14 protein-coding genes are annotated in these 15,818 nt (G+C 60.3%); 13 read left to right on the top strand and 1 reads right to left on the bottom strand.

The annotated features are described in order from the left end of the window. Positions 1 to 6 precede the first annotated feature (6 nt). From OEG81_RS08710 to OEG81_RS08770, 13 genes are all read left to right on the top strand, one after another. Positions 7 to 870, top strand: coding sequence for a phosphatidate cytidylyltransferase (locus tag OEG81_RS08710; protein WP_264132342.1), 864 nt, complete (start codon positions 7 to 9; stop codon positions 868 to 870). Then, positions 867 to 2,069: a 1-deoxy-D-xylulose-5-phosphate reductoisomerase gene (gene ispC / locus OEG81_RS08715; protein WP_264132343.1), complete on the top strand. Its 1,203-nt coding sequence runs from the start codon at positions 867 to 869 to the stop codon at positions 2,067 to 2,069. Before OEG81_RS08710 ends, ispC begins: the two co-directional genes overlap by 4 nt. A gap of 22 nt (positions 2,070 to 2,091) precedes the next feature. After that, positions 2,092 to 3,426: an RIP metalloprotease RseP gene (gene rseP, locus OEG81_RS08720; protein WP_264132344.1), complete on the top strand. Its 1,335-nt coding sequence runs from the start codon at positions 2,092 to 2,094 to the stop codon at positions 3,424 to 3,426. 53 nt (positions 3,427 to 3,479) lie between these two features. Next, complete coding sequence (gene bamA / locus OEG81_RS08725; RefSeq protein ID WP_264132345.1) at positions 3,480 to 5,822, top strand: outer membrane protein assembly factor BamA; 2,343 nt, start codon at positions 3,480 to 3,482, stop codon at positions 5,820 to 5,822. Between the two features lie 64 nt (positions 5,823 to 5,886). Continuing rightward, positions 5,887 to 6,441, top strand: coding sequence for an OmpH family outer membrane protein (locus OEG81_RS08730; RefSeq protein ID WP_264132346.1), 555 nt, complete (start codon positions 5,887 to 5,889; stop codon positions 6,439 to 6,441). Between the two features lie 6 nt (positions 6,442 to 6,447). Further along, on the top strand, positions 6,448 to 7,551 hold the full coding sequence (lpxD, locus tag OEG81_RS08735; RefSeq protein ID WP_264132347.1) for a UDP-3-O-(3-hydroxymyristoyl)glucosamine N-acyltransferase: 1,104 nt from the start codon (positions 6,448 to 6,450) through the stop codon (positions 7,549 to 7,551). A gap of 37 nt (positions 7,552 to 7,588) precedes the next feature. After that, the gene (gene fabZ, locus OEG81_RS08740) at positions 7,589 to 8,041 is read left to right on the top strand and encodes a 3-hydroxyacyl-ACP dehydratase FabZ (protein WP_264132349.1); all 453 of its coding nucleotides are present in this window, start codon (positions 7,589 to 7,591) and stop codon (positions 8,039 to 8,041) included. A gap of 2 nt (positions 8,042 to 8,043) precedes the next feature. Continuing rightward, a complete protein-coding gene (gene lpxA, locus OEG81_RS08745) occupies positions 8,044 to 8,838 on the top strand; it encodes an acyl-ACP--UDP-N-acetylglucosamine O-acyltransferase (protein WP_264132350.1) in 795 nt (264 codons plus the stop codon). Then, positions 8,835 to 10,118: a lipid-A-disaccharide synthase gene (gene lpxB, locus OEG81_RS08750; RefSeq protein ID WP_264132351.1), complete on the top strand. Its 1,284-nt coding sequence runs from the start codon at positions 8,835 to 8,837 to the stop codon at positions 10,116 to 10,118. The genes lpxA and lpxB overlap by 4 nt, the downstream gene beginning before the upstream one ends. After that, positions 10,105 to 10,719, top strand: coding sequence for a ribonuclease HII (rnhB, locus tag OEG81_RS08755; RefSeq protein WP_264132352.1), 615 nt, complete (start codon positions 10,105 to 10,107; stop codon positions 10,717 to 10,719). Before lpxB ends, rnhB begins: the two co-directional genes overlap by 14 nt. 99 nt (positions 10,720 to 10,818) lie before the next feature. Beyond that, positions 10,819 to 11,619, top strand: a complete 801-nt coding sequence (locus tag OEG81_RS08760; RefSeq protein ID WP_264132353.1) for a TrmH family RNA methyltransferase — start codon at positions 10,819 to 10,821, stop codon at positions 11,617 to 11,619. Between the two features lie 313 nt (positions 11,620 to 11,932). Then, entirely contained in the window at positions 11,933 to 12,700 is a 768-nt protein-coding gene (locus OEG81_RS08765; RefSeq protein ID WP_264132354.1) for a hypothetical protein, read from the top strand. Beyond that, on the top strand, positions 12,693 to 14,816 hold the full coding sequence (locus OEG81_RS08770; protein ID WP_264132355.1) for a UvrD-helicase domain-containing protein: 2,124 nt from the start codon (positions 12,693 to 12,695) through the stop codon (positions 14,814 to 14,816). The genes OEG81_RS08765 and OEG81_RS08770 overlap by 8 nt, the downstream gene beginning before the upstream one ends. 91 nt (positions 14,817 to 14,907) lie before the next feature. Here OEG81_RS08770 and OEG81_RS08775 read toward each other — a convergent pair whose 3' ends face one another. After that, on the bottom strand, positions 14,908 to 15,741 hold the full coding sequence (locus OEG81_RS08775; protein WP_264132357.1) for a pyruvate, water dikinase regulatory protein: 834 nt from the start codon (positions 15,739 to 15,741) through the stop codon (positions 14,908 to 14,910). Between the last annotated feature and the right edge of the window lie 77 nt (positions 15,742 to 15,818).

A 15,818-nucleotide genomic window follows, 5' to 3' on the forward strand; every position in this document is an offset into this window, starting at 1 on the left:
GCAGCCATGTTAAAGCAGCGCGTCGTGACGGCGATAGTCCTGCTCGCCGTATTGCTCGGGACGCTGCTGGCGCCCAGTCCGTGGCCTCTGGTCCTGCTGTTCACGCTGACGGCCGGCTGCGCCCTTTGGGAATGGCTGCGCCTGACCTGGCCCCGCGAGGGCACCCCGTTTCCGCTCATCGTCGCCGTGCTGTCCGCGCTGGGAATGCTGCTGGTCGCGCATCAGTGGCTGTCGGCCCCGCCGGCGTCCTGGGCCGTTGGCCTGCGGGCCATCGTGAATCAATGGCTGCTGCCCATCATCGCCATCATCTGGGTGGCGGGGGCCAGCGCCATGGTCTATCGCGGCCAGGCCCAGGTCCGCCAGGGCGGCGCATGCCTGAGCCTGTTCGGCATCCTGGCCGTGGCGGGCGTGTGGGCGGCCCTGGTCCAGTTGTTCCTGGGCCATGGAGCCTGGTTCCTGGTGTCCCTGCTGGCGCTGATCTGGTTTGCCGACATCGCGGCCTACTTTACCGGCAAGGCGCTGGGGCGGCGCAAGCTTGCACCCAAAGTCAGCCCGGGCAAGACCTGGGAGGGCGCGGCGGGTGGCGTGCTGGCGGCGGCCGTCTGGGTCATGGCCAGCGCCTACTGGCCGGGCAGCTTCGGCAATGCACTGGCCCAGCGCTGGCCATGGTGGCTGATGCTGATCATCGCGGTCTTTCTTGCGGCGCTGTCCATCGTCGGCGACCTGTTCGAATCCCTGCTCAAGCGGCGCGCCGGCGTCAAGGATTCCAGCGGGCTCCTGCCCGGCCACGGAGGCGTGTACGACCGCATCGATGCCTTGCTGCCGGTCGCGCCCCTGGCTTTGCTGCTGACAGGAGTCCCGGGCCAATGAAAGAGCAGCGCGTATGCGTGCTGGGTTCCACCGGCTCGATCGGCGTCAATACGCTGGACGTCATCGCCCGCCATCCCGACACGCTTTCGGTCCATGCGCTCAGCGCGCACAGCCGCATCGAGCAATTGGCCGAACAGGCCGCCAGTACGGGCGCCAAGGTTGTCATCGTGCCCGATGGCCAGGCCCGCGACCGGTTCAGGCAGGCATGGACGGGCACGCGGCCCATGCCCGAGATCCGGGTCGGCGCCCAGGCCCTGGCCGACACGGCGGCCGATCCCCAGGTGACCACCGTCATGGCGGCCATCGTGGGCGCCGCGGGCCTGCCTTCGGCCCTGGCGGCCGCGCGCGCCGGCAAGCGCGTGCTGCTGGCCAACAAAGAGGCGCTGGTCGCGGCGGGAGGGCTGTTCATGCGCACCGTGCGCGAATGCGGCGCAGAACTCCTGCCCATAGACAGCGAACACAACGCCATTTTCCAGTGCATGCCGCAATCGGGCCGCGCCCAGGCGTCGACCACCCCCGCCAGGGGGGTAAGGCGCCTGCTGCTGACCGCATCCGGAGGGCCTTTCCGCAGCACGGCGCTTGACCAGCTGTCCGACGTGACCCCGGATCAGGCCTGCGCCCATCCCAACTGGAGCATGGGCCGCAAGATTTCCGTCGATTCGGCCACCATGCTGAACAAGGGCCTGGAAGTCATCGAAGCGCACTGGCTGTTCGCCATGCCTGTCGATCGGATCCAGGTCGTGGTCCATCCGCAGAGCATGGTCCACTCCATGGTCGAGTACGAAGACGGCTCCATTCTTGCGCAGCTGGGGCAGCCCGACATGCGCACGCCCATCGCGTACGGGCTGGGCTTTCCCGAGCGCATCGCCAGCGGGGTGGGGCTGCTTGCCTTGACGGCCCTGGGCCGCCTCGATTTCGAAGAACCCGATTTCGCCCGCTTTCCCTGCCTGCGGCTGTCCTTCGATGCGCTTGAAACCGGGCAGGCGGCCTGCGTGGCCCTGAATGCCGCCAACGAGATTGCCGTCGACTGTTTCTTGAAACAGCAAATTCGCTATACTGAAATCGCCCGGGTCATCGAAGCCTGTCTGGACCGGATTGCAGGCATGCCCGCCACCGCGCTCGATTCGCTCGATGACGTGCTGGCGCTCGATGCCCGCAGCCGCCGCATCGCCTCGGAGCTTTGCCTGCTTAGGGCCTGAGCCGCCGTTTTCCTGGAACTCCATGTTTTTTACCTTGCTTGCCTTTGCCGTCGCCCTCGGCGTCCTGGTCACGTTTCATGAGCTTGGGCATTATTGGGTAGCCCGACGCTGCGGCGTGCGGGTGCTGAAGTTTTCCGTCGGTTTCGGCAAGGTGCTCGCCCAGCGGGTCGACCGCCACGGCACGCAATGGGCGCTGTCCGCCATCCCTCTGGGCGGCTATGTGAAAATGCAGGACGATCCCCAGCCGGGCGCCTCGGCCGAGCAAGCCGCGGAATCCTTCAACCGCAAGAGCCTGGCCCAGCGCAGCGCCATCGTCCTGGCCGGCCCCCTGGCCAACCTGCTGCTGGCCGCCGTGCTGTATACCGCGCTGAATCTGGCCGGCACGCAGGAGCCCGCGGCCATCCTGGCGCCGCCGCCGGCCGGCACGGCGGCCGCCCAGGCCGGCTTCCAGGCCGGCGACCGCATTACCTCCGTCAATGGGCAGGCCGTGCAATCCTGGGGCGAGGCGCGGTGGCAGTTGCTGGATGTCCTGACCAGCGGTGGCAAGGCGCAGGTGGGCGTCGACGCCGCCACGGGCATGCCGCGCGAGCGAATCCTGCAGGCCGAAGCCGGCGCCATCGAATCCGACGCCGCCGATCCGATGGCCGATGCCGGCCTTCGCCTGGCAACGCCCACGCCCATCGTAAATGGGGTCAACGCGGGCGAGCCCGGCGAGCGGGCCGGCTTGCGGGCCGGCGACACCGTGATCGCCGTGGGCGGCCTTGACAAGCCGTCGGCCGGCGCCATGGTGTCCGAAATCCAGAAGCATGCCGGCCAGTCCCTGGCCATCACCGTCCTGCGGGACGGCGCGCCGCTCACCCTGACGGTCACGCCGGCCGCTCATACGCAGGACGACGGCAGCGTCATCGGCCGCATCGGCGTCATGCTGGGCGCGGACTTCCCCATGGTGCAGGTGCGCTACGGCTTGCTGGACAGCATAGGGCGGGGCCTGTCCCGCACGGCGGATACCGTATGGTTCTCCCTGAAAATGATGGGCCGCATGGTGGTCGGCGACGTGTCGCTGCGCAACATAAGCGGGCCCGTCACCATCGCCGACTACGCCGGCCAGACCGCCCGCATCGGCCTGGCCGCCTACATAGGGTTTCTGGCACTGATCAGTGTTAGTATCGGCGTGTTAAATTTGCTACCCATACCCATGCTGGATGGCGGACATCTTCTGTACTACGCCCTTGAAGCAATCCGGGGCAAGCCCATACCCGACACATGGCTGGAAAACGGCCAGCGCATCGGGCTGGGCCTGCTGGCGGCCCTCATGAGCCTGGCGTTTTTCAATGATTTCACACGTCTTTTCAGTTAGCGCTTTTGTGCCTTACAATCTTCCACCATTTAATCGCCCAAGGATCCTCCAGGATGTCGTTTAGCCGGAAATTCCATTTTGCCAAGCGCGCCATGCCTGTTTTGTTGGCGGCCTTGCTTGCTCCCAGTATTGCAAGCGCGTTTACGCCTTTTGTGGTGCGCGATATCCAGGTCAATGGCATCCAGCGGGTCGACGCCGGCACGATCTTCAGCTATCTGCCGGTCAAGGTGGGCGAGCAGTTCACCGACGCCCAGGCCGCCGAGGCCATCCAGCGCCTGTATGCAACCGGCTTCTTCAGCGACGTGAAGATCGACACCAGCAACGACGTGCTGGTGGTCACCGTGCAAGAGCGGCCCACCATCGCCTCGGTCAGCTTCAACGGCATGCGCGAGTTCGACGCCAAGGCGATCACCAAATCGCTGGCGCAGGTCGGTTTCGGCCAGGGCAGGGTGTTCGACCGCTCCATGCTCGAACGGGCCGAATTCGAACTCAAGCAGCAGTACCTGTCCAAGGGCAAGTACGGCGTCGAAGTCAACCCCATCATCACGCCCCTGCCGCGCAATCGGGTTGGCGTCAGCTTCGATATCTTCGAGGGCGACCTGGCCAAGATCAGCGAAATCCACATCGTGGGCAACAAGGCCGTTTCCCAAGGCACCTTGCTGGATGAAATGGAGCTGACCACCTCCGGCATGATGACCTGGTACACCGGCACCGACAAATACTCCCGCGAAAAGCTGGAAGGCGATGTCGAGCGCATCCGCTCCTACTACCTGGATCGCGGCTACCTGGAATACTCCGCCGAACCTCCCCAGGTCACGATTTCGCCCGACCGCCACGATATCTTCATTACCCTGACCCTGCACGAGGGCGAGCCCTACACCGTGCGCAGCGTCAAGCTGGCGGGCGACCTGCTCGGCCTGGACGACAAGATCCAGCCCCTGGTCGAAATAAAGGAAGGCGAGAAATTCTCGGCCGCCAAGACCAATGCCACGGTCAAGGCCATTACCGAATACCTGGGCACGCTGGGCTATGCATTTGCCAACGTCAATCCCAATCCGGTCCTTGACCGCGACAATCACGAAACAGACCTGACCTTCTACGTCGATCCGGGCCGCCGCGTGTACGTGCGCCGTATACAGATCGGCGGCAATACGCGCACCCGCGACGAGGTCATACGCCGTGAAATGCGCCAGCAGGAAGCGGCCTGGTACGATTCGGCCAGCATCAAGTCCTCGCGCGACCGCGTCGACCGCCTGGGCTACTTCAACGACGTCAACGTGCACACCACGCCGGTGGCCGGCTCGCCCGACCAGGTCGACGTCAACGTCGACGTCAAGGAAAAACCCACCGGCCTGATCAACCTGGGCGTGGGCTATGGCTCCACCGACAAGCTCATCCTGTCGGCCGGCATCAGCCAGGACAACATCTTCGGCAGCGGCAACACCCTGTCCCTGCAGGTCAACACCAGCAAGACGAACCGCGCCGCGATCATTTCGCACACCAATCCGTACTGGACCCGCGACGGCATCAGCAAGACCACGTCCATCTACTATCGCCGCACCACGCCGTACGACAGCCGCGACTCCTTCGGCAACTACCGCGTCACGGCCTTTGGCGGCGGCCTGAATTTCGGCGTGCCCATTTCCGAGTTCGACCGTATATTCACAGGCGTCAGCTTCGAGCACAACAAGCTCAGCCAGCTGAGCACGCTATACACGCCGCAGGCCTACCAGGATTTCGTCAAGGAATACGGCGAAGCCACCAACTCGGTCATCTTCAATGTGGGCTGGTCCAAGGACACGCGCGATAGCGCCATCGCCCCGACCAAGGGCAGCTACACCCGCCTGTCGGCCGACCTGTCCACCATGGACCTGCGCTACTACATGTTCAGCGCGCAGCAGCAGTACTACCTGCCGCTGGGCCGCGCCTACACGCTGGCCTTCAACGGCCTGGCCGACTGGGGCAAGACCTATGGCGGCAAGACCTTCCCGGTCATCAAGAACATCTACGGCGGCGGCATAGGCTCGGTGCGCGGCTACGAGGGCGCATCCCTCGGCCCGCGCGACACGCTGACCAACGATTACCTGGGCGGCTCGCGCCGCATCGTGGGCAACGTGCAGCTGTACCTGCCTTTCCCCGGGGCCTCGCGCGACCGGACCCTGCGCTGGTTCCTGTTCACCGATGCGGGCCAGGTGGCCAACACCAGCGGCGGCAGCTGCTCGCGCGGCATAAACAATCGCTCGGAAGATCCTTGCGGCTGGAAGTATTCGGCCGGTATCGGCCTGTCGTGGCAATCGCCGCTGGGACCGCTGCAGCTGTCCTACGGCCGGGCGCTCAACGCCAAGGAAGGCGACGACAAGCAGGCATTCCAGTTCCAAATCGGAACCGGTTTTTGATGTGCGCCGTTTAATGGCACAATAACTGTTTTATCTCTGCAATTATCGCAAGGTAGATTTTTCCATGAAGTCTCAATTCGCTTTAAAACTTTCTGCATTAACCCGTAGTATCGGCCGCGGCAACCGCAGCCTGGTGCTGGCGGCAGCGCTGGGGGTCGGTGCCATGGTGGCCGCTCCGGTGTATGCGCAGGCAACCAAGATAGGCTTCGTGAGCACAGAGCGCATCTTGCGCGATTCCAAACCCGCCAAGGCAGCCCAGACCAAGATCGAATCCGAATTCAAGAAGCGCGACGACGAACTGCAGAACCTGGCCAACAGGCTGCGCAGCGAAGCCCAGAAATTCGACAAGGACGCGCCGGTGCTGTCCGAATCCGAGCGCATCAAGCGCCAGCGGCAATTGGCCGACCTGGATTCCGACCTGCAGCGCAAGCGCCGCGAATTCCAGGAAGACTTCAATCGCCGCCGCAACGAGGAATTCTCGGGCATCGTCGAGAAGGCGGATGCGGCCATCAAGAAAATCGCCGAGCAGCAAGGCTACGACCTGATCATCCAGGATGCCGTCACCGTCAGTCCTAAAGTCGATATCACCGACCAGGTCATGAAAGCGCTTGGCGGCTAAAGGAAAATGCCGGTATTGCTAGCGCCCGGTCAGGCGCCTACACTGCAGGAACTGCTGGCCCAGGCCAACACCGTCCAGCTGGATTGCAAACCGGTCAATGCAGAACACGAGCCTACGCCCCGCATACGGGGCTTGGGCTCTTTGCTTTGCGCGGGCCCGGACGAAATCAGCTTTCTATCCAATCCCAAGCTGCAGGCTCAGTTGCCCCAGTCACGGGCCGCCGCCGTCATCATGACGGAATCGGCCTACAAGGAGCTCGAAGAGGGCAGCTACGCCTTCCTGCCGGTGCTTTGCAGCCAGCCCTACCTGATGTATGCCTTGCTGGCCCAGTGGTTCGACCGGCACAGGCTGGCTCGCCTGGAAACCGGCATCCATCCCAGCGCCATCATTGCGCCGTCGGCGCAGATCGAGGCCGGGGCCAGTATAGGGCCGCACTGCGTCGTCGAAGAGGGCGTGCGCATCGGGGCGGGCACGCGCCTGGGGCCGGGCTGCGTCGTGGGCGCGCACTCCGTGATCGGCCGCGACGGCCTGCTGCATGCCCGCGTCACCCTTTATCACAATGTAATCGTGGGCGATCGCGCCATCCTGCATTCGGGCTGCGTTCTGGGGGCCGATGGCTTCGGATTCGCGCCCGACCCCAGGCAGGCGCCCGGCGCCTGGGCCAAGATCGCCCAGATCGGCGGGGTGTCCGTGGGCAACGACGTCGAGATCGGCGCCAACACCACCGTCGACCGCGGCGCGCTGGAAAACACCGTGGTCGGCAACGGGGTGAAGCTGGACAACCAGATCATGATCGGGCACAACGTCCAGATCGGCGACCACACCGCCATGGCGGCCTGCGTGGGCATCGCTGGCTCCACGATCATCGGGCAGCGGTGCACCATAGGCGGCGCCGCCATGCTGTCGGGCCATCTGGTGCTGGGCGACGACGTCCATGTGTCCGGCGGCACGGCGGTCACGTCCAGCATCGCCAAGCCGGGCCGCTACACCGGCGTGTATCCTTTTGCGGAACACGTCGCATGGCAGCGAAACGCCGCCGTCCTGTCGCAACTGGCCCAGTTGCGGCGCCGGCTCAAATCAATCGAAAGAAACGAACAGCAACCCAAATAACCGCATTGCCGGTCATTGCACGCAGGATATAGACAAGATGGAACTCGACATTAGACAAATCATGGATCGCTTGCCGCATCGCTACCCGATGCTACTGGTCGATCGTGTGCTTGAAATGGTTCCGGGCAAAAGCATCGTGGCCATCAAGAATGTGTCGATGAACGAGCCCTTTTTCACAGGCCATTTTCCGCATCATCCGGTCATGCCGGGCGTGCTCATCATCGAGGCGCTGGCCCAGGCGGCCGCCTTGTTTTCCTTCGAGGACGACAGCGGGGTGAACCCGGCCGACAAAAAGATCGCCTATTACCTGGTCGGCGTCGACGGCGCGCGCTTCCGGCGTCCGGTCGTGCCGGGCGACCAGCTTCGCCTGGAAGTCACGGCCGACCGCATCAGCCGTTCGATCTGCAAATATACGGCGCAGGCCACCGTCGACGGACAGGTGGCGGCCGAGGCAAAAATCATGTGTGCGATACGCGTGCTGGAAGAGTAGCAATGGCCAGTTTGATTCACCCCACCGCATTGGTTGCCGCCGGCGCCTCGATAGCGGACGACGTCAGCATAGGACCCTACAGCATCATCGGCGAGCACGTCACCATAGGCGCGGGTTCGGTGGTGGGCCCGCATTGCGTCATCGACGGCCACACGAACATCGGTGCCAACAACACCTTCTACCGCTTCTGCTCCATTGGCGGCATCCCGCAAGACAAGAAGTACGACGGCGAGCCCACGCGGCTCGAGATCGGCGACGGCAACACCGTGCGCGAATACGTCACGATCAACACCGGCACCGCGCAGGACGTGGGCGTGACGCGCCTGGGCGACGACAACTGGATCATGGCCTACGTGCATATTGCGCACGACTGCCAGATAGGCAGCCATACCGTCATCGCCAACAGCGTGCAACTGGCGGGCCACATCCATATCGGCGACTGGGCCATATTGGGCGGCCTGACCGCCGTCCATCAGTTCGTGCGCATCGGCGCGCACACCATGATAGGCGGCACCAGCGCGGTCCGCCAGGACATTCCTCCCTACCTCATCGGCGCGGGTGACCCTTTCCGCCCGGTGGGCATCAATTCGGAAGGCCTGAGCCGGCGCGGCTACAGCCCCGAGGCCGTCGCCGCCCTGAAGGAAGCCTACAAGCTGCTTTATCGCCGCAACCTGAAAGTCGAGGAAGCCTGCGAGCAGATGCGAGCCCTGCAAGGCGAGCGGCCCGCGGAGCATGACGCATTGCAGGTGATGATCGACTTCCTGGCCGCCTCGACACGGGGCATCGCGCGCTCATGAGCCTGCGCGTCGGCATGGTGGCGGGCGAGCCCTCGGGCGACCTGCTGGCCGCCAGGGTGATGCGGGGCATACACGGCGACCGGCCCCAAAGCCTGTGCCAGGGCATAGGCGGGCCGGCCATGGAGGGCCAGGGTTTCGATGCCTGGCATTCCATGAATGCCCTGACCGTGTTCGGCTATGTGGACGCCTTCAAGCGCCTGCCCAGCCTGCTGGCCACTTACTTCGACGTCAAGAAGCGCTGGCTGGCCGACAAGCCGGATGTCTTCGTCGGCATCGACGCGCCCGATTTCAACCTGCGCCTGGAACATCAGCTGAAGCAGGCCGGCGTTCCCACCGTGCATTTCGTGGGGCCATCCATCTGGGCCTGGCGCTACGAGCGCATACACAAGATACGCGAGGCCGTCTCGCACATGCTGGTGCTGTTTCCTTTCGAGGAGGAAATCTACCAGAAGGAAGGCGTGCCGGTGACCTATGTGGGCCATCCCCTGGCCGAGGTCATTCCCATGGAGCCCGACAAGGCCGCCGCCCGCCGCCACTTGGGCGTAGACCCGGGCGCGCGCGTGCTGGCCCTGATGCCGGGCAGCCGCGCGTCGGAGATCAAGCTGCTGGCGCCGCGCTTCCTGCAAGCCGCGCAGATCCTGCTGAAACAGGATTCCGATCTTCAGATACTGGTCCCCATGGTCAATGCGGAACGCCGACGCGAATTCCAGGCTTTGCTCGATCAGCATCCGGTCGCCAATTGCCGTATCATCGATCAGGCGCGGCCTAGCGTCGCCGCATCCGCCTCGCGCTCTGTCGGCGCGGCAGGGCGCGACAGCGGCGGCGCGGTCGAGGCGTCCATGTCCCAGCCGGGGCAAGACGATGTATTCGATTCCCGGCCGGCGGCCTGGAACGTCATGGAGGCGGCCGATGCGGTCCTGGTCGCCAGCGGCACCGCAACGCTGGAGGCCGCCTTGTTCAAGCGTCCGATGGTGATCTCTTATGTACTGTCGCCCATGATGAAACGCATGATGGAATGGAAATCCGGCCAGGCACGGCCCTACGTCCCTTGGGTGGGTCTGCCCAATGTGCTGGCGCGCGACTTCGTCGTGCCCGAGCTGTTGCAGGACGATGCCACGCCGCAGGCTCTGGCCGAAGCCACCTGGAAGGCGCTGACCGACGCGCCTTATGCAAGGCAGGTGGCCGGCCGTTTCACCGCCATCCATCAATCCTTGTGGCGCGATACGCCGGCCTTGGCCGCGCGCGCCATCATCGAGCAGGCCGGCCATGCGTCAGCCTGATTTGTTCGCGGGCATCGACGTGCCGGGCGTCCACGTTGCAGGCATCGACGAAGCCGGGCGCGGCCCCCTGGCCGGACCGGTGTTCGCCGCCGCGGTCATCCTGGATCCGGGATGCGCCATCGAAGGGCTGGACGACTCCAAGAAGTTGACGGCCGCCCGCCGCGAAGAGCTCAGCCTGGTCATACGCGAGCGCGCGGTGGCATGGTGCGTGGCCAGCGCCAGCGTGCAGGAGATCGACACCCTGAACATCCTGCAGGCCACCATGCTGGCCATGCGGCGGGCCTGCGAAGGCTTGTCCGTGGCTCCGGGCAAGGCGCTGATCGACGGCAACTGCCTGCCCAAGGGGCTGGCCTGCCTGACCGAAGCCGTGGTCGGCGGCGATGCGCTGGTGGCATCGATTTCAGCGGCGTCGATACTGGCGAAGACCTCGCGGGACGCCGATTGCCGGCTTTTGCACGAGGTCTATCCCGATTACGCCTTTGACCAGCACAAGGGATATGGCACGGCCCTGCATTTGCAGCGCCTGGAGTCACACGGGCCATGCCCGGCGCACCGGCGCAGCTTCGCGCCGGTCAGGCGGCTGCTGGACGCGGCCGCCTGATGGTGCCGAGCCTGGGCTGAGAGCTACGCCGATCTCCCTCCATCAAACAAGACCCCAACGCTTTTTTCATGGGGCAGCCCATTGAACCGGACGTTTCAAATGAAGCATATTTCCTCGCGGGACAACCCCTTGTACAAGCGGCTGCTGCGGCTGGCCGGCGGCAAGCGGGATGCAGGCGCCGACGCTGGCGCGCCGCGCGTCTTGCTTGAAGGGACGCATCTTTGCCAGGCTTGGTTGGACTATGCGGGGCCGCCGGAGCTGGCCTTGTTCGATGCGGAGAAACTGGAGGCGCAGTCGGAATTGAAGAGTCTGGCGCATGCGCTGGATTCTTCGATATGTCTGAGTTGCGATTCGCGATTAGCCAAGGGTTTGTCGCAGGTTGAGCACGGGCAGGGCGTTTATTTTGTCGTAGCGGTGCCGACGCCGCAGTTGCCGACGCGGATCGATCGCAATTGCCTGTGGCTGGACCGCATCCAGGATCCGGGGAACGTGGGCACCTTGCTGCGCACGGCGGCGGCGGCCGGCATGGACCAGGCGTATTTGTCGCCGGGCTGCGCGGCGGCCTGGTCGCCCAAGGTATTGCGCAGCGCGCAGGGGGCTCATTTCGTGATGACGATTTATGAGCATGTGGATTTGATGGCTTTGCGGGATAGGCTGGCAGTGCCGTTGGTGGCGACGGCTCTGGAGGATGCCCGGTCTTTGTACGAGGCTCCGCTGCCACGGGATTGCGCCTGGGTGCTGGGGAATGAAGGGCAGGGCGTGGCTGCCGATTTGCTGCTGGCCGCGGACAGGCGAGTATTCATTCCCCAGGCGGAGAATGTGGAGTCGCTGAACGTGGCGGTGGCGGCGGGAGTTTGCCTGTTTGAGCAGCGGCGGCAGCATGCGGCGCTGGGTTCCTAAGCGGGTTCAGCGTTTCTTGTTGAGATTGCTCGCCGGCATCGCCTATTTCTTTTTATGCTATGAGCATGGCATGTATCGCTGACGTACTCGTCCTTAGTGGTCCATGGCTAACATAAAATTATCCTGGGGTATTGATCCTATTACGCCGGTGGGCTGGTAGGGTGCAGGCTTTGCTTCTGGTGCTGATTCGGCGCCTGCGTGCCGAACATCGCATCGTCTGGCTCGTCCGCACCCTGTCTGGACAACTGCTCATAAAACATCACAAATGTTCTATACTGATTGTTATTTTAGAAAAAAAAAGTAACTCAGAGAAATGGACACTGATATTAAAGGCTGGATTCTTGATGAGTTTATCGCCCCCGGCGCAAGTTTGAAGCAAGGGGATTTAATTAAATTTGAAAACGAAGAAAGCCTTCTTAAAAAGGTTGGAATCGTTGTTACCGCAGATTGCGACTTGGAAAATAAGAAACATGCGAAGCTCGTAACGCTGGTTCCCGTGGTTCCAATTCAAACCCTTATGGAGCATTACCTTCTGCCAGAAGATTGCGAGAAAAAGAAAGAGCAAATCGCAGATTATGCATTTAGGGCATTTGACATTGACCGAAACCAGGAATTGGAATTAAAAAACACAATTCTTATAAGACTAATAGACTCTCCTCCTGCTAATTGCGAGAAATTATCTATTATTGCAGCGCAAATAGCCGCCGATCAGCTCGACTCAATTAAAATTGAAGAATACAAAGCGCTGATGATTAAGAGTGGAGCCAGCATAAAGAAAGCGAAGGACTTGGAGAAACAAGTAACGAGCAGAGGAGATCTTTTGCCACTACCAGATCCTTCTAAGCTTGGAGTAATAGGCAATATTGCGTGGGTGCGGCACATTTGGCAAGTACCGCTTGCGACAATTGCCTTGCGCACCTCCGAAGTTGGTTTTAAATCAGGTGAGAGAATAGCCCGATTAGACTCACCTTATAGGTATCGGTTAACTCAGCTTATGGCACAAGTCTTTTCTGATATTGGAGTTCCCAATATCCAGCATTCAATCGAACAAAACATTCAAGCAGCCTACGACCATGTCTAAATATATATTCATCACCGAGGCAGCCCTTGATGCCTGTCTGACAAACAGCGCATTCAATCAAGATTTTCTCCCAAAAATAGGAGAGGAAATTCGCTCCGAGGTCCTTTCCCAGGACATAGTTGGATATTTTGCAGCCAACGAGCCCGACAATCCTTATTTTGCACTCATTAAAAGAGAATGCCTTGATGAACTCAAAAAGGTGACCGACCTAGCGGATGATGTTTACAGAAGAATTGTTCGAGTTGTCATAGGTCTAAAATCGCCCCCAATTCATTTGCCTCGGCAATGGTCTGAGTATCATCATCGAAACCTTCTGGCATTCTTTGCTTTACCTAAGGGAGCGTCAACTAGACGATGGGTCGCTGACTTGAATGGCGCCTTGAAAGGGGTGCGCTTTGATGTCTTAGCGGCAACAAATGCCGAAGTTGACCTAATCAAGCATGGTCCGGAACCATGGCCAGACTCCATTCATGTTGCCATCACGTCTCTTGCGTCTCATAAGTTCGAGCCTAACCGTGCTCTTGTAGCATCAGCGCTCGCTCCGGAAGTCGATCTAAAGGCAATTGGGAGCGCTTCAGTTGCGAGCAATCGGACGTATGAGGAATGGGAAGCACATCTAACGGCATCTCAGAAAAATGTCTTGAAACACCCAATTGACTCATCTGTTCGCATAGTCGGTCCAGCAGGATCAGGAAAGACTCTTGCCCTATGCATGAGGGCCATCCAAATATCTAGAAGCCCTGATGTCCGTGCAAAAGGGAAAAGAATACTCATTGCTACTCATAGTTGGGCAATGGCAGAGAGGATTGATGGTGTGCTAAGCATGCTGAATGGAGGATATCCCGCAAGCGGAATTACTGCATTTCCGCTTTTATCTCTGCTGGAATTGCACGCAGGACATATCGGCCAACAACGCACAGATGTCATTGGTGATGACTCGAGCGATGGAAGATCAAAATCACTTGACATCATAAAACACATTCTCGAATCTTTTGATAAGAAAAACAGGGATGGAACTTCAGATTGGATTTCAAGTGGATTGCAAGCGGTGAGCGAAAGCCGCCTTCGCTTGGAATTGGTTATAAATTTATATGACGAAATAGCTGGTGTCTTAACCGCCTCGGGTGTCTCTCCCGATGATCCAGATTCAATCAGGCAATATATAAACAGCGAACGGGAAGACTGGATGCCTCCGTTTTCCACGGTGGTGGATAGGGGATTTGTTGTTGCGGTTTATCGTGAATTTATTCAGAATCTTATTGATCGCTCGTCAATTACGACCGATCAATTTGTTTTAGATTCAATTCGGGTACTGGAGACTTTTACGTGGCGAATGAGAAAGGAAACTGAAGGTTACGACTACATCATGGTTGATGAGTTGCAACTATTCGACCCTCAAGAGCGTTCAGCTTTAGAATTGTTAGGGAGATCTAAGAAGGGAGTTCCTTTTATAACTGCCGAAGATCCGTCCCAAGGCGTTTTTGCTGCTCTGAACGCCCGTCCAGGGATGTATCAAAACGAACTTGTCTATCTAGATACCGTTCATCGCTTTAACAAGGAAATCTTTGATCTAATCAGCTATATATATCAAAAATTCCCGCTTAACACACTCCCTCTTAAAATTGATTCATCAAAGGATACACAGAGAGAATCCCCCTGCTTATATACGACAGAGAATGATAGCGCGGCCGTTTCGCTGGTTGCACAACTCGCGGAAACAATAAATAATTCCACAACGCCATCTGACCGTATTTGTATTGCGACGTTGGGCGATGTCGATGCTGAACTATGCAAGGTTTTGACCACACAAAGACTGATGGTTACTCGTCTCACGAGTTTTGATGACGTCGAGCAACTTTCCTATAGCAAGCGATCCATAATTATTGCTCCGTGGCAGTTCATCGGCGGCACCCAATTTAGCCATGTAATTGTGGTGGCGGCAGCAATAACTCCCCCACAATCCCAGTTTGGAAAGCTCAGAGAGCTTATATCAGTTTATCTTTCGTGCAGCCGAGCTGCTGAATCGCTCAGTATCGTAAGCAGTGGCTATACTCCGGCGGTTATTTCAGAGGCTAAGGATCAAGGCCTGATCACTCATAAATCAAGCTCTAATTGAACCTATCCCTACAGCTAAGAACTAGAAGGAAGGAATAACCTACGCTCAACGGCAGCGCCCAAAAACAGCCAAGAGCCCAGCTTATCGCCCCTCAATACGTCCGCCGATCCAACCCCACCGCATCCAGCACCTTCGTCGAAATCTCCTCGATCGACCTGGTCGTGGTCGACAGCCACGGAATATTCTCCATCCGCATCAGGCGCTCCGCCTCGGCCACCTCGTGCCGGCACTGCTTGATCGACGCATACTGGCTATTCGGCCGGCGCTCGTTGCGCACCTCCGCCAGGCGCCCCGGCTGTATCGACAGCCCGAACAGCTTCTTCCGGTACGGCGCCAGCGTCGCCGGCAGCGAACCGCGATCGAAGTCTTCCGGAATCAAGGGGAAATTCGCCGCCTTCACCGCATATTGCATCGCCAGGTACAGGCTGGTCGGCGTCTTCCCGCAGCGGGATACGCCCACCAGGATCACGTCCGCCTGCTCCAGCCCGTGCACGAACTGCCCGTCATCGTGGGCCAGGCTGAAGTTGATGGCTTCGATTCGATTGTTGTATTGCTTGGACAGACCGCCCATGTGCGAGCGGCCCACCGAATGGCTGGACTTCAGGCCCAGCGCCGTCTCGATATGCTGCACGAAGGTGCCGAACAGGTCCAGGAAGGTGCAATTCGCATCCCGTATCTTTTGCGCGATATCCGGATTGACCAGCGTGCTGAACACCAGCGGCGGCTCGTTCTGTTCCTGCGCGCATTGATTGATGCGCAGCGCGGCCGCCTTGGCCTTCTCCAGGCTGTCCAGAAACGGAATCCGTATGGCCTGGAACTTAACCTGCTCGAACTGGGACAGGACTGAATTGCTGAAGGTTTCGGCGGTGATGCCGGTGCTGTCGGAGACGACGAAAACGGTGCGTTCGATGAGGTCGGAAGGCATGGAATAAAGTCAGTGCAGAAGGCGGCAGAAACGGTACAATCGCAAAGGTTAACAGTCACCGTACCAGCAGGCAAGGC

Source organism: Pollutimonas sp. M17 (genome assembly GCF_025836975.1).
Lineage (GTDB): Bacteria > Pseudomonadota > Gammaproteobacteria > Burkholderiales > Burkholderiaceae_B.

What these genes read in the sequence shown, in the direction of transcription:
- lpxA (WP_264132350.1), top strand. Translation starts at nt 8,044, where the DNA reads ATGGCCAGTTTGATTCACCCCACCGCATTGGTTGCCGCCGGCGCCTCG.
- OEG81_RS08770 (WP_264132355.1), top strand. Translation starts at nt 12,693, where the DNA reads ATGTCTAAATATATATTCATCACCGAGGCAGCCCTTGATGCCTGTCTG.
- rnhB (WP_264132352.1), top strand. Translation starts at nt 10,105, where the DNA reads ATGCGTCAGCCTGATTTGTTCGCGGGCATCGACGTGCCGGGCGTCCAC.
- bamA (WP_264132345.1), top strand. Translation starts at nt 3,480, where the DNA reads ATGTCGTTTAGCCGGAAATTCCATTTTGCCAAGCGCGCCATGCCTGTT.
- OEG81_RS08765 (WP_264132354.1), top strand. Translation starts at nt 11,933, where the DNA reads ATGGACACTGATATTAAAGGCTGGATTCTTGATGAGTTTATCGCCCCC.
- OEG81_RS08710 (WP_264132342.1), top strand. Translation starts at nt 7, where the DNA reads ATGTTAAAGCAGCGCGTCGTGACGGCGATAGTCCTGCTCGCCGTATTG.
- OEG81_RS08775 (WP_264132357.1), bottom strand. Translation starts at nt 15,741, where the DNA reads ATGCCTTCCGACCTCATCGAACGCACCGTTTTCGTCGTCTCCGACAGC.
- OEG81_RS08760 (WP_264132353.1), top strand. Translation starts at nt 10,819, where the DNA reads ATGAAGCATATTTCCTCGCGGGACAACCCCTTGTACAAGCGGCTGCTG.
- ispC (WP_264132343.1), top strand. Translation starts at nt 867, where the DNA reads ATGAAAGAGCAGCGCGTATGCGTGCTGGGTTCCACCGGCTCGATCGGC.
- fabZ (WP_264132349.1), top strand. Translation starts at nt 7,589, where the DNA reads ATGGAACTCGACATTAGACAAATCATGGATCGCTTGCCGCATCGCTAC.
- lpxB (WP_264132351.1), top strand. Translation starts at nt 8,835, where the DNA reads ATGAGCCTGCGCGTCGGCATGGTGGCGGGCGAGCCCTCGGGCGACCTG.
- rseP (WP_264132344.1), top strand. Translation starts at nt 2,092, where the DNA reads ATGTTTTTTACCTTGCTTGCCTTTGCCGTCGCCCTCGGCGTCCTGGTC.
- OEG81_RS08730 (WP_264132346.1), top strand. Translation starts at nt 5,887, where the DNA reads ATGAAGTCTCAATTCGCTTTAAAACTTTCTGCATTAACCCGTAGTATC.
- lpxD (WP_264132347.1), top strand. Translation starts at nt 6,448, where the DNA reads ATGCCGGTATTGCTAGCGCCCGGTCAGGCGCCTACACTGCAGGAACTG.